At 64.7% G+C, this 13,241-nt stretch carries 6 protein-coding genes; 1 reads left to right on the top strand and 5 read right to left on the bottom strand.

From position 1 onward, the window contains the following. Positions 1–59: 59 nt before the first annotated feature. The gene (gene purL, locus E4L98_RS07675; protein WP_135200974.1) at positions 60–4,121 is read right to left on the bottom strand and encodes a phosphoribosylformylglycinamidine synthase; all 4,062 of its coding nucleotides are present in this window, start codon (positions 4,119–4,121) and stop codon (positions 60–62) included. Between the two features lie 265 nt (positions 4,122–4,386). Between purL and E4L98_RS07670 the strand changes: the two genes are divergently transcribed. After that, complete coding sequence (locus E4L98_RS07670) at positions 4,387–6,027, top strand: response regulator (protein WP_135200973.1); 1,641 nt, start codon at positions 4,387–4,389, stop codon at positions 6,025–6,027. A 6-nt stretch (positions 6,028–6,033) separates the two neighbouring features. Here the strand turns inward: E4L98_RS07670 and E4L98_RS07665 are convergent, their stop codons facing one another. The 4 genes from E4L98_RS07665 to E4L98_RS07655 all read right to left on the bottom strand — a co-directional run bounded on the left by E4L98_RS07665 (position 6,034) and on the right by E4L98_RS07655 (position 13,168). Beyond that, entirely contained in the window at positions 6,034–8,232 is a 2,199-nt protein-coding gene (locus E4L98_RS07665) for an OsmC domain/YcaO domain-containing protein (RefSeq protein ID WP_135200972.1), read from the bottom strand. Positions 8,233–8,312: 80 nt separating this feature from the next. Beyond that, positions 8,313–9,317 (bottom strand): TraB/GumN family protein, encoded by a 1,005-nt coding sequence (locus E4L98_RS07660; protein WP_135200971.1) that lies wholly within the window; start codon positions 9,315–9,317, stop codon positions 8,313–8,315. Between the two features lie 2 nt (positions 9,318–9,319). After that, a complete protein-coding gene (locus E4L98_RS29965; protein WP_167761296.1) occupies positions 9,320–9,460 on the bottom strand; it encodes a hypothetical protein in 141 nt (46 codons plus the stop codon). Positions 9,461–9,559: 99 nt separating this feature from the next. After that, entirely contained in the window at positions 9,560–13,168 is a 3,609-nt protein-coding gene (locus tag E4L98_RS07655; protein ID WP_135200970.1) for a hydantoinase B/oxoprolinase family protein, read from the bottom strand. Positions 13,169–13,241: the final 73 nt, after the last annotated feature.

Raw genomic sequence — 13,241 nt, 5'->3', positions numbered from 1 at the left:
TCGCTTGCTATCCAATGTCCGAATGTCGGCTCTGACCCCGACTGATGAGCTCGGCTTATTTAGCCGATGAATTTACGGGCGTTGCGGAACATGCGCATCCAAGGCGATTCTTCGGGCCAGGCGTCCGGCGCCCACGAGTGTTGCACCGTGCGGAAGACGCGCTCGGCGTGCGGCATCATGACGGTGAAGCGGCCGTCCGGCGTGGTCACCGCGGTCAACCCTTGTGGCGAGCCGTTCGGGTTGTACGGATACACTTCGGTTGCGGCGCCACGGTTGTCGATGAAGCGCATGGCGGCAATCGCTTCGCCGATGTTGCCGGTCTGCGTGAAGTCGGCATAGCCTTCGCCGTGAGCGATGGCGATCGGCGTCTGGGTGCCGGCCATGCCCTGGAAGAAGATCGACGGCGAGTCCAGCACTTCCACCATCGAGAAGCGCGCCTCGAATTTCTCCGATTTGTTGGTGGTGAACTTCGGCCACGCCTGCGCGCCCGGAATCAGCGGTTTCAGGTTGCTCATCATCTGGCAGCCGTTGCACACGCCAAGGCCGAAGGTGTCCTGGCGGGCGAAGAATTTGGCGAACTGGTCGGACAGGGCGTTGTTGAACAGGATGGTCTTGGCCCAGCCTTCGCCCGCGCCCAGCACGTCGCCGTACGAGAAGCCGCCCACGGCGATCACACCCTGGAAGTCGTCCAGCCTGGCGCGGCCGGCGATCAGGTCGCTCATGTGGACATCGACGGCGGTGAAGCCGGCCTGGTGCATCACGTAGGCGGTCTCGATGTGCGAGTTGACGCCCTGCTCGCGCAGGATGGCGACACGCGGACGCACGCCGGTGGCCAGGAACGGCGCAGCGACATTCTCGCTCAGGTCGAACGTGACTTTCGGCGTGATGCCCGGGTCCTGTTCGTCCAGCAGACGGTCGTATTCGGCGTCGGCGCAGGCCGGGTTGTCACGCAGGCGGGCGATGCGCCAGCTGGTTTCGCTCCACAAACGGTGCAGCGCCGAGCGCGGCTGCTGATAGATGACCTTGGCGTCGCGGGTGAATTCGATCACGCCACGGTCGTTCAGCTTGCCGATGATGTGGCTGCAAGCGCCCAGGTTGAACGAGCGCAGCACGTCCATCACGGCCGATTTTTCGTCGGCGCGCACCTGGATCACGGCGCCCAGTTCTTCCGAAAACAACGCGCGCAGGGTCTGGTCGTTGCGGCGCTCGCCGATCTGGGTGGCCCAGTTCTTGGCGTCGCCCTGGTCGGCGCCGTGGCCGTCTTCCAGCGTCAGGATGTCGAGGTTGACCGACAGGCCGGCGCGGCCGGCAAACGCCATCTCGGTCAGCGTGCCGTACAGGCCGCCGTCCGAACGGTCATGGTAGGCCAGCAGCTTGCCATCCTTGTTCAGTTGCTGGATGGCGGCGAAGAAGGCTTTCAGGTCTTCCGGATTGTCGACGTCCGGCACGCTGTTGCCCAGCTGGCCCATGACTTGCGCCAGCGCCGAGGCGCCCATGCGGTTCTTGCCGCGGCCCAGGTCGATCAGGATCAGCGCAGTATCGCCCAGGTCGGTGCGCAGCTGCGGCGTCAGCGCCTTGCGCACGTCGTACACCGGTGCGAACGAGGAGACGATCAGCGAGACCGGCGACAGCACAGCCTTGGCGACATCGCCATCTTTCCCGCTTTCTTTCCATGTTGTGCGCATGGACAGCGAATCCTTGCCCACCGGGATGCTGATGCCCAGCGCCGGACACAGTTCCATGCCGACCGCCTTGACGGTGTCGTACAGCGCCGCGTCCTGGCCCGGCTGGCCGCAGGCGGCCATCCAGTTGGCCGACAGCTTGATGTCGGAGATGTCCGCGATCGGCGCGGCGGCCAGGTTGGTGATGGCTTCCGCCACGGCCATGCGGCCCGAGGCGGCGGCGTCGATCACGGCCACCGGCGTGCGTTCGCCCATGGCCATCGCCTCGCCCTTGTAGCCTTCGAAGCTCATGGCGGTGACGGCGCAATCGGCCACCGGCACCTGCCACGGACCGACCATCTGGTCGCGCACGGACATGCCGCCCACGGTGCGGTCGCCGATGGTGATCAGGAACGATTTGTCGCCCACGGTCGGCAGCAGCAGCACGCGCTGCGCGGCTTCTTCCAGGTCGACGCCGGTCAGGTCGATGGCCGGGAAGTCGTTCTGCACATGGTGCACGTCGCGCTGCATTTTTGGCGGCTTGCCCAGCAGGACTTCCATCGGCATGTCGACCGGCTCGTTGCCCAAATCGCGGTCGATCAGTTTCAGCTGGCGTTCTTCCGTGGCGGTGCCGACCACGGCGAACGGGCTGCGCTCGCGTTCGCAGATGGCCTGGAATACCGGCAGGTCTTCCGGCGCGATCGCCAGCACATAACGTTCCTGCGATTCGTTGGACCAGATTTCCTTCGGCGCCATGCCGCTTTCTTCCAGCGGAATCTTGCGCAGATCGAAGATCGCGCCGCGCTTGGCGTCGTTGGTGATTTCCGGGAAGGCGTTGGACAAGCCGCCGGCGCCCACATCGTGGATGGAAATGATCGGGTTCTTCGGCCCCAGCTGCCAGCAGCCGTTGATCACTTCCTGCGCACGGCGTTCCATTTCCGGATTGCCGCGCTGGACCGAGTCGAAGTCCAGGTCGGCGGTATTGGTGCCGGTCGCCATCGACGAGGCGGCCGAACCGCCCATGCCGATGCGCATTCCGGGTCCGCCCAGCTGCACCAGCAGGCTGCCGACGGGGATGTCATTCTTGTGCGTATGCTGCGCCGAGATGTTGCCGATACCGCCGGCAATCATGATCGGCTTGTGGTAGCCGAACACGGTGTCATGCGCGCCAGCGAACTGCTTGCCGATGTTCTGCTCGTAGGTGCGGAAGTAACCGCCCAGCACCGGACGGCCGAATTCGTTGCTGAACGCGGCGCCGCCCAGCGGGCCGTCGATCATGATCTGCAGCGGCGAGGCGATGCGTTCCGGCTTGCCGTACGGCGTGCCGCTGTCGCGGTATTCGGCCGCCGGTGCGGTCACCACCGCGTCGCTCTCCCAGGCGCGCACGGCGCCCGGCAGCAGCAGGTTGGAGACGGTGAAGCCGGTCAGGCCGGCTTTCGGCTTTGCGCCGCGGCCGGTCGCGCCCTCGTCGCGGATTTCACCGCCGGCGCCAGTGGAGGCGCCCGGGAACGGCGAAATCGCGGTCGGGTGGTTGTGGGTTTCCACCTTCATCAGGGTATGGGTCAGTTCGGTGGTCGGCGCGTATTCCTGGCTGCCCGACTGCGGGAAGAAACGCATCACTTCCGCGCCTTCCATGATGGACGAGTTGTCGCTGTAGGCGACCACGGTACCCTTGGGCTGCAGGATGTGGGTATTCTTGATCATGCCGAACAGCGACTTCGGCTGCGCCACGCCGTCGATGGTCCAGTCGGCGTTGAAGATCTTGTGGCGGCAGTGCTCGGAATTGGCCTGGGCGAACATCATCAGTTCGACGTCGGTCGGGTTGCGGCCGGCCTTGGTGAAGGCGTTGTCCAGGTATTCGATCTCATCTTCCGACATGGCCAGGCCGAGGTCGGTATTCGCCTTGTCCAGCGCGGCCTTGCCGCTGCCGATCACGTCCACGCTTTCCAGCGGACGGGCCTCCAGTTCGCGGAACAGGCCGGCAGCTTCGTCGGCCGAGCGCAGCACCGATTCGGTCATGCGGTCGTGCAGCAGCGCGACGACAGCCTGCACTTCTTCCTCGCTCAGCTTCTTGGCGCCGCCGATCGACGTGCCCAGAATGCCGGTCTTCAGGTTGATGCGGTATGCCACGCCACGCTCGACGCGCTTGATGTGGCCCATGCCGCAGTTGTGCACGATGTCGGTGGCCTTCGACGCCCACGGCGAGATGGTGCCGAAACGCGGGATGACGAAGAACTCTTCGGCCACGCCTTCGGTATTGTCGGCGTGCGCAGGCTCGCCGTAGGTCAGCAAGCCTTGCAGGCGGCTGGTGTCATCGGCGGACAGCGGCTGGGCAGCCTCGACAAAGTGGACATAGCGCGCCTGGACGGCGGCAACCGATGGCAGCACAGCTTGCAGTTGGTTCAACAGGCGTTGGCTGCGGAATGCGGACAGGGCATTGGAGCCCGGCAGAATCAGCATGGTTGGGAGATGGTTGATGCAGCTAGGCTGCGGTTTAAAGGGGAATGAGGCACGAGATGCTATGAATTCGGTCTTGCGGATTTTCCTTTGCGCGCATTATACCCGCTATCAGTCCCGTCATATAGTGGTAACGACAAGCAAAAGCTGCCTCAGAAGCAACATTTTCGGCCAGTTTACCCCACAAACGCCCTCTGCCACGGGCAAAAAACGGTATTTTCATTTGCCTTGGAGTATGCTGAGCAAATCTTAGCGTGGAAGCGTAACAATGGCAGAATATAGCGACTTGTCGGTGCTGATCGTCGACCCCAACCCGGGCATGCGCGGCAACCTGCACAACATGCTCAGCCAGTCGTCAATCAGCAAGATCGATTATGCGGTCAGCTCGGGCACGGCCATCCGCCAGCTGACCAAGAAGCCGTTCGACATCATTTTGTGCGAGTACGACCTTGGCAACGGCAGCGGCGACAACAATGGCCAGGATGGCCAGCAACTGCTGGAAGACCTGCGGCACCATAAACTGATTTCGCCGTGGACCATCTTCATCATGATCACCTCGGAGGGCGACTACGGCAAGGTGATCGGCGCCGCCGAACTGACGCCGACCGATTACGTGCTCAAGCCGTTCACCGTCGACGCCCTGCTCCAGCGCATCCGCCGCGCGGTCGAACGGCGCGACGTGTTCCTGCCGGTGTACCATCTGATCGAAATGGGCAATGTGCGCAAGGCCATCGCCGAATGCAAGGCGCTGGAAGAACGCACGCCGCGCTACGCCATCGACTTCGCCCGCCTGCGCGCCGAACTGCTGTTCGACCAACAGGAGCTGGCCGAGGCCGAGATGGTCTACCAGTGGATCCTCATGACGCGGCCCATCGCATGGGCACATCTGGGCCTGGCGCGCTGCCGCTTCGGCCTGCAAAAGTACCCGGAGGCGCAGGAAGCGCTGGACCTGCTGCTGGCGCAGAACAACCGCTTCATGGCCGCCTACGACCTGCTGGCGCGCACGCTGCAGGCCCAGGGCCAGTACGAAGCAGCCAAGAAGGTGCTGGAAGACGCGGTGGCGATTTCGCCGCACATGGTGCGCCGCCTGCGCCATTTGGGCGAAGTGGCGTTTGAAACCGGCGACGTCGGCGCCGCCGAGAAGGCGTTTAAACAGGTGGTGGCCAAGGCCAGATATTCCGAATTCCGCGACCCGGAAGACCACGTACGCCTGGTGCGCACGCTGGTGAAGAAAGGCGACGCCAACCAGGCCAGCGGCGTCATCCGCGACATGGAACGTTCGCTGCGCAGCGGGCCGAACGTGGACGCCTGTCGCGCCATCGCCTCCGGCATGGTGCAGGAACTGAACGGCAACATGACCGCCGCCGCTACAGAGCTGACCTCGGCCGTCAATACCATCGCCGCCACGCGCGGCCTGTCGACCGGGCTGAAAATCAGCCTGGTGCACAGCTGCCTGGCGGTGAAGCTGGACCAGCAGGCGTCGGACCTGATGCTGAACCTGATGAACGACACCGACAGCGGCGTCTCCATGGACGAAGCGGTGGAAGTGTTCGAGAAGGCCGGCCGCCACGATCTGGCGCAAGGCATGGGCGAGCAGATCAGGGTGCAGGTGGACGAACTGCTCGCCCACGCGGCCGAGCAACGCACCCATGGCGACCTGCGCGCGGCGGTGGACACGCTGAACGCCGGCCTGCGCAAGGCGCCGGCCAACATGGCGCTGTTGCCGGCCGCGGCGTCGGCCATGCTCAAGCAGCTGGACGACCTGGGCTGGGAGGCGCCGCTGGCCGAGCAATGCCAGTTCCTGCTGGAGCGCATGCGCCGCATCGATCCCGGCCATCCGTCGCTGGAAGCGCTGACCGCGCACTACCATCACACCCAGCGCAAGTACGGCATCTCCGCGACGGCCTGAAGCGGGTCAGCGCGCAGCCGCCCTGGCGCGCGCCGTATGCAGCTTGCGGTAGCTGTCGATCAGGCGATGATGGCGGTCCAGCCCTTCGAGCTGCATGCTGGTGGGCGTCAGGCCGTGGAAACGCACGCTGCCGTTCAGCGAACCCAGTACCGCGTCCATGCGCGCGTCGCCAAACATGCGGCGGAAATTGACCTCGTAATCTTCCATGTCCAGATCGTCCGCCAGCTCCACCTCCAGCGCGGCATCCATGGCCTGATAGAACAGGCGCCGCTCCACCGTGTTGTCGTTGTACTGGAGGAAGGCGCCCACCAGTTCATGCGCGTCTTCAAACTGCTGCAGGGCGAGGTTGATCAGCAGCTTCAGTTCCAGCACCGTCAACTGGCCCCAGTCGGTGTTCTCGTCGAACTCGATGCCGATCAGCGTGGCGATGTCGGAGTATTCGTCCAGTTCGTTGTTTTCCAGGCGTTCCAGCAGGGCTTCCAGCGCGGCGTCGTCGAGGCGGTGCAGATTCAGGATGTCCTGGCGGAACAGCAGCGCCTTGTTGGTGTTATCCCAGATCAGGTCTTCCACCGGATACACTTCCGAATAGCCCGGCACCAGGATACGGCAGGCGGTGGCGCCCAGGTCCTGGTAGACCGCCACATAGGCTTCCTTGCCCAGGTCGGCGAGAATGCCGAACAGGGTGGCGGCTTCCTCGGCGTTGGCGTTCTCGCCCTGGCCGGTGAAGTCCCACTCGACGAAGTCGTAATCGGCCCTGGCGCTGAAGAAGCGCCACGACACGATGCCGCTGGAATCGATGAAATGTTCGACGAAGTTATTCGGCTCGGTGACGGCGTTGCTGACGAAGGTAGGCGGCGGCAGATCGTTCAGTCCTTCGAAGCTGCGCCCCTGCAGCAGCTCGGTCAGGCTGCGCTCCAGCGCCACTTCCAGGCTCGGATGGGCGCCGAACGAGGCGAACACGCCGCCGGTGCGCGGATTCATCAGCGTCACGCACATCACCGGATACTGCCCGCCCAGCGACGCATCCTTGACCAGTACCGGAAAGCCCTGCTCCTTCAGGCCGCGGATGCCGGCGACGATGCCGGGATATTTGGCCAGTACCTCCTGCGGCACGTCCGGCAGCGCCAGTTCGCCCTCCAGGATTTCGCGCTTGACGGCGCGTTCGAAAATCTCCGACAGGCATTGCACCTGCGCTTCCGCCAAGGTATTGCCGGCGCTCATGCCATTGCTGGCGTACAGGTTCTCCACCAGATTGGACGGGAAATACACCGTCTCGCCATCCGATTGCCGCACGTAGGGCAGCGAACAGATACCGCGCTGGACGTTGCCCGAATTGGTGTCGTACAGGTGGGAACCGCGCAGTTCGCCATCCGGATCGTAGATGGCGAGGCAGTACGGGTCGAGGATCTCCGGCGGCAACGCATCCTTGCGGCCCGGCTTGAACCAGCGCTCGTCTGGATAATGCACGAATGGCGCGTTGGCGATGTCCTCGCCCCAGAACACGCCGGCGTAGAAGTGGTTGTTGTTCAGGCGCTCGATATACTCGCCCAGCGCCGAGGCCAGCGCGCTTTCCTTGCTCGCGCCCTTGCCGTTGGTGAAGCACATCGGCGAATGCGCATCGCGGATATGCAGCGACCACACGTTCGGCACGATATTGCGCCACGAGGCGATTTCAATCTTGATGCCCAGGTCGGCCAGCACGCCCGACATGTTGGCGATGGTCTGCTCCAGCGGCAGATCCTTGCCGAGGATGTAGGTGCGCGCGTCGGCGTCCGGGTTCAGGGTCAGCAGGGCCTGGGCGTCGGCGTCCAGATTCGCCACTTCTTCGATGATGAATTCCGGACCGGCCTGCACCACTTTTTTTACCGTGCAGCGGTCGATCGAGCGCAGGATGCCCTGGCGATCCTTCTCGGAAATATCCTCGGGCAGCTCGACCTGGATCTTGAAAATCTGCTGGTAGCGGTTTTCAGGATCGACAATATTATTCTGCGACAGGCGGATATTCTCGGTTGGAATATTGCGGGTATTGCAATACAACTTGACGAAGTACGCCGCGCACAGGGCGGACGAAGCCAGAAAATAATCGAATGGACCGGGGGCGGAGCCGTCGCCCTTATAGCGGATGGGCTGGTCGGCGATCACCGTGAAGTCGTCGAACTTGGCTTCCAGACGCAGCTTGTCCAGAAAGTTGACCTTAATTTCCATGAGAATTCCAATAGCGCTCAAAATTGATACAGCCGCTATTATCGTTCCTTTCCGCCGTAGCGCCTAGGCTGGCGCTCGCGTCACTCCGGGCTGTCGACCTGGTAGCCGCGCGCCTGCAGCGCAGTCAGATAACCGCCCGGGCCCAGGATCTCGGCCAGGCCGAGGATGGCAAAGCTGGTGTCGTTGCTGCCGATGGAGCGTTCGGCCGCGGCCAGCCAGGCATCCTGCGCACGCTGTTTCACGTTCTGCCAGCCCGGCTGGTTTTTGACAAAGTCGGCGCCGAGGACGGCATCGTCGCAGGCGCTGTCCTGATCGGGGTAGCTCAGCTGCCGGATGGCCGCGATATCGCCCTTGGCCCAGGCATTGGCGCGCACGCGCATGGCCTCGATGTCGGTTTCCAGCCGCGCCAGCGTCTTGTCGAAACAGGCGGTATCGGCCAGCGCCGACTTCTTGAAATCGCTGAGCGCCCTGGCAGCGTTGTCGATATCCAGCTTGATCGCCGTCTCGGTGGTCTTGACCTTGTGCTGCCTGACGATCGCGTCCACCTTGGCGCGCACGGCGCCGCTGTTGGTGAGTCCCGCCTGCTTCAAGCCGGCCTGATACAGGGTCTGGGCGGCAAAGATGGGCCGTTCGCGCTCGATGCCGTCATCCTTGCCAAGATACCGGGCTTTCAGCGGCTGCCATCGCGCGTAGACGTCGGCCGGTAAAATATCGCGCAGGGTCGCACCGTCGGGATTCTTCTTTACGCCGATCAGACCAGGCAGCAGCGTCAGCCCGCGCCAGAAACCGATATTGGCGTGCGCGCCGGGCGGCAGCAGGAATTCCTGCGATTGCGCCACGATGGCTTCCACCTGCTGCGAGCGCCACTCCATTTTCTCCGGCAGCGGCGCGTACATGCCGAACACCCACAGCACGTGGTCGCCTTTGCTGACCTTCCACAAACCGGGGCCGGGACGCTGGCCGACCAGCAGGATGGTCTCGGGCGCCGCCTCGCTGGCGGCGGCAGCCGGCATCGGCGCCTCGGTTTGCGACCAGCAGCTCAGGGGAAGCGCCAGGCATAGCGCGGGCAACAGATGTCTGACCATGGTTAAAAGGCGATCCAGCCGAGGTTGAGGCAGTGGGTGATGATGTACCACGACGCAAAATACAAACCACACAGCAGGAAGGCCGACACGATCGCGGCGCGCGACGAATTGCGAGACTGAAAAATCCTCAGTAAGCTGCGCATCTTGTCCCCTTCTCGCCTGTCGAAAACCCGACTGTATGCCGACGGCGCGGCAGAGGACAAGCCGTCACGCCGGAGTAGCGCATGGCGCTACCCGAGGTACTACGTGGCGCCCTCGCCGGCGACGCCGTAGCCGCCACCGCCCGGCGTTTCGATGATGAACACGTCGCCCGGCTGCATCTCGGTCTTGCCGATGTGGCCGAGTTGTTCGATGCTGCCGTCGGCGCGCTGCACGCGGTTGCGTCCCAGCGCGCCCGGCGCGCCGCCGGCCATGCCGAACGGCGCGTAGATACGGTTGTTGGACAGGATGGCCGCCGTCATGGTCTCCAGGAAGCGCACCTTGCGCACGCCGCCATTGCCGCCGTGCCAGCGCCCCGCGCCGCCGCTGCCGCCCCGGATCTCGTAGCTGTCCAGACGCACCGGGAAGCGGAATTCGAGGATTTCCGGATCGGTCAGGCGCGAGTTGGTCATATTGGTCTGCACCACCGATGTGCCGTCGAAGCCGTCGCCGGCGCCCGAGCCGCCGCTGATGGTTTCGTAATACTGGTACCTGGCATTCCCGAAGGTGAAATTGTTCATGGTGCCCTGCGCCGCCGCCATCACGCCCAGCGCGCCATACAGCGCGTTGGTGATGCAGGTCGACGTCTCCACATTGCCCGAGACGACCGAGGCCGGATAGTGCGGATTCAGCATCGAGCCGGGAGGAATCATCACCTTCAGCGGCTTGAGGCAGCCGGCATTCAGCGGAATCTCGTCGTCGACCAGCGTGCGGAACACGTACAGCACCGCCGCCATGCACACCGCCGATGGCGCGTTGAAGTTGTTGTCCAGCTGCGCCGAGGTGCCGCTGAAATCGATCTGCGCGCTGCGTGCCGCGCGATCGACGCGCACCGCCACCCGGATCTGTGCGCCATTGTCGAGCGGCAGCGTGAACGTGCCGTCCTTCAGCGCGCTGATCACACGCCGCACCGCCTCCTCGGCATTGTCCTGCACGTGGCCCATGTAAGCCCGCACCACGTCCAGCCCGAAGTGCGCCACCATCTTGCGCAACTCGTCGACGCCTTTCTGGTTGGCGGCGATCTGCGCGCGCAGGTCGGCCATATTCTGCTCCGGATTGCGCGCCGGATAACGCGCAGCGGACAGCAGCGCCCGCGTTTCGGCCTCGCGCAACCGGCCGCCATCGACCAGCTTGAAATTATTGATCAGCACGCCCTCTTCCTCGATCACGCGCGAATCGGGCGGCATCGACCCCGGCGTGGTGCCGCCGATATCGGCATGGTGGCCGCGCGAGCCGACGTAAAACAGGATGTGCGCGCCGGCCTCATCGAACACCGGCGTGATCACGGTCACGTCCGGCAAGTGGGTGCCGCCGTTGTAGGGATCGTTGAGCATGAACACATCGCCGGCGCGCATCTTGCCGGCGTTCTCGCGCATCACCGTCTTGATGCTCTCGCCCATCGAGCCCAGGTGCACCGGCATGTGCGGCGCATTGGCGATCAGGTTGCCGTCGGCGTCGAAGATGGCGCAGCTGAAATCCAGCCGCTCCTTGATGTTGACCGAGTAGGCGGTGTTCTGCAGCCGCAGCCCCATCTGCTCGGCGATCGACATGAACAGGTTGTTGAAGATTTCCAGCATCACCGGATCGGCCGAGGTGCCGATGGCGCGCCGCTCCGGCAGCGCGGCCACGCGGCGCAGCACCAGGTGATCGTGCATGGTCACCTCGGCCTGCCAGCCCGCTTCGACGATGGTGGTGGCGTTGGCCTCGGCAATGATGGCCGGCCCCTTGACGATGTCGCCGATGCGCGTGGCCGAGCGCTGATACAGGCTGGTCTGGCACCACTTGCCGCCGCTGTACATCGGCACCACCGCCTGCGGCATCAGGTTGGACATGCGGCGCGCGGCCGGCTCCACCGATTCGGCCGGCGCGTCGGAACGGCCGATGGCTTCCACCGACACCGCCTCGACGATCAGCGCGCGCGCCGGCATCAGGAAGGAATAGCGCTTGCGGTAGGCCGCTTCGAACTGCTGCTGCATGCTGTCGGGCGTATCGAACAGCACCATCAGCGCCGTGTCGGTGCCCTCGTAGCGCAGATGCACGCGTTCGACCAGCGCGATGCGCGCGTCTTCCACCTGCTGATGGTGCAGGTCGGCGCGTGCCTGGCGGCCCAGCGCGTGCAGGCGCGCGCGCAGGTCGGCCAGGCTGTCCACGCCGAGGCGGATTTCCACCGCCGCCTCGCGCATCGCGGTCTGGTCGGCCAGACCCATGCCATAGGCCGACATCACCCCGGCCAGCGAGTGAACGAACACCGTCTTCATGCCCAGCGCGTCGGCCACCAGGCAGGCGTGCTGGCCGCCGGCGCCGCCGAAGCTGGTCAACGCGTATTCGGTCACGTCGTGGCCACGCTGCACCGAAATCTGCTTGATCGCATTCGCCATGTTGCCGACCGCGATGTCGAGGAAGCCTTCGGCCACCTGCTCCGGCAACACCGTCTTGCCGGTGGCGGCCGCGATTTCGTCGGCCATGACAGCGAAGCGTTCGCGCACCGCGGCCGCATCCAGCGGCTGCTTGCCGTCGGCGCCGAACAGCTGCGGGAAATGCTCAGGCTGAATCTTGCCGAGCATGACGTTGCAGTCGGTGACCGCCAGCGGACCGCCGCGGCGATAGCTGGCCGGGCCGGGATTGGCGCCCGCGCTGTCCGGGCCGACGCGGTAGCGGCTGCCGTCGAAATGCAGGATGGAGCCGCCGCCGGCCGCCACCGTGTGGATGCTCATCATCGGCGCGCGCATGCGCACGCCGGCCACCTGGGTCTCGAACACGCGCTCGAACTCGCCCGAGTAATGCGACACGTCGGTGGAGGTGCCGCCCATGTCGAAGCCGATCACCTTGTCGAAGCCGGCCAGCTTGCTGGCGCGCACCATGCCGACAATGCCGCCGGCCGGGCCGCTGAGGATGGAATCCTTGCCCTGGAAAGCGCGCGCGTCGGTCAGTCCGCCGTTCGACTGCATGAATTGCAGGTTCACGCCCGGCAGTTCGGCCGCCACCTGGTCGACATAGCGGCGCAGGATGGGCGAGAGATAGGCGTCCACCACCGTGGTGTCGCCGCGTGCGACCAGCTTCATCAGCGGGCTGATCTCGTGCGAGACCGAAACTTGCGTGTAGCCCATCTCGCGCGCCATGTCGGCCACGCGGGTTTCATGCGCGTGATAACGGTAGCCGTGCATGAACACGATCGCCAGCGAGCGCAAACCCTGGTCGTATGCCTCGGCCAGACCGGCGCGCGCGCTGGCCATGTCCAGTTCGTGCACCGTGTCGCCATGGGCGCCCATGCGCTCATCGATCTCGATCACATGGCTGTACAGCAGCTCGGGCAGCACGATATGGCGGTCGAACAGGCGCGGCCGGTTCTGGTAAGCGATGCGCAGGGCGTCGCGGAAGCCGCGCGTGATCGCCAGCGCGGTCGGTTCGCCCTTGCGCTCCAGCAGCGCGTTGGTGGCCACCGTGGTGCCCATCTTGACGGCGCCGATCTGCGCCACCGGAATCGGCTTGCCCTTGGCCACGCCCATCAACTGGCGGATGCCGGCGATGGCGGCGTCGGCATAATGTTCGGGATTCTCCGACAGCAGCTTCAAGGTACGCAACCGGCCATCCGGCGCGCGCGCCACGATATCGGTGAACGTACCACCACGGTCGATCCAGAATTGCCAATCCATGCGTGCCTCGCTGCGTTATGAAGCGTCTATTGTAGTGCGCCGACCACACCCCGCACCAGCCGCCCGCGCAGAA

It is taken from the genome of Duganella callida (assembly GCF_004614165.1).
Taxonomy (GTDB): Bacteria; Pseudomonadota; Gammaproteobacteria; order Burkholderiales; family Burkholderiaceae_D; genus Rugamonas; species Rugamonas callida.
This window is presented reverse-complemented; position numbering and strand designations above follow the sequence as displayed.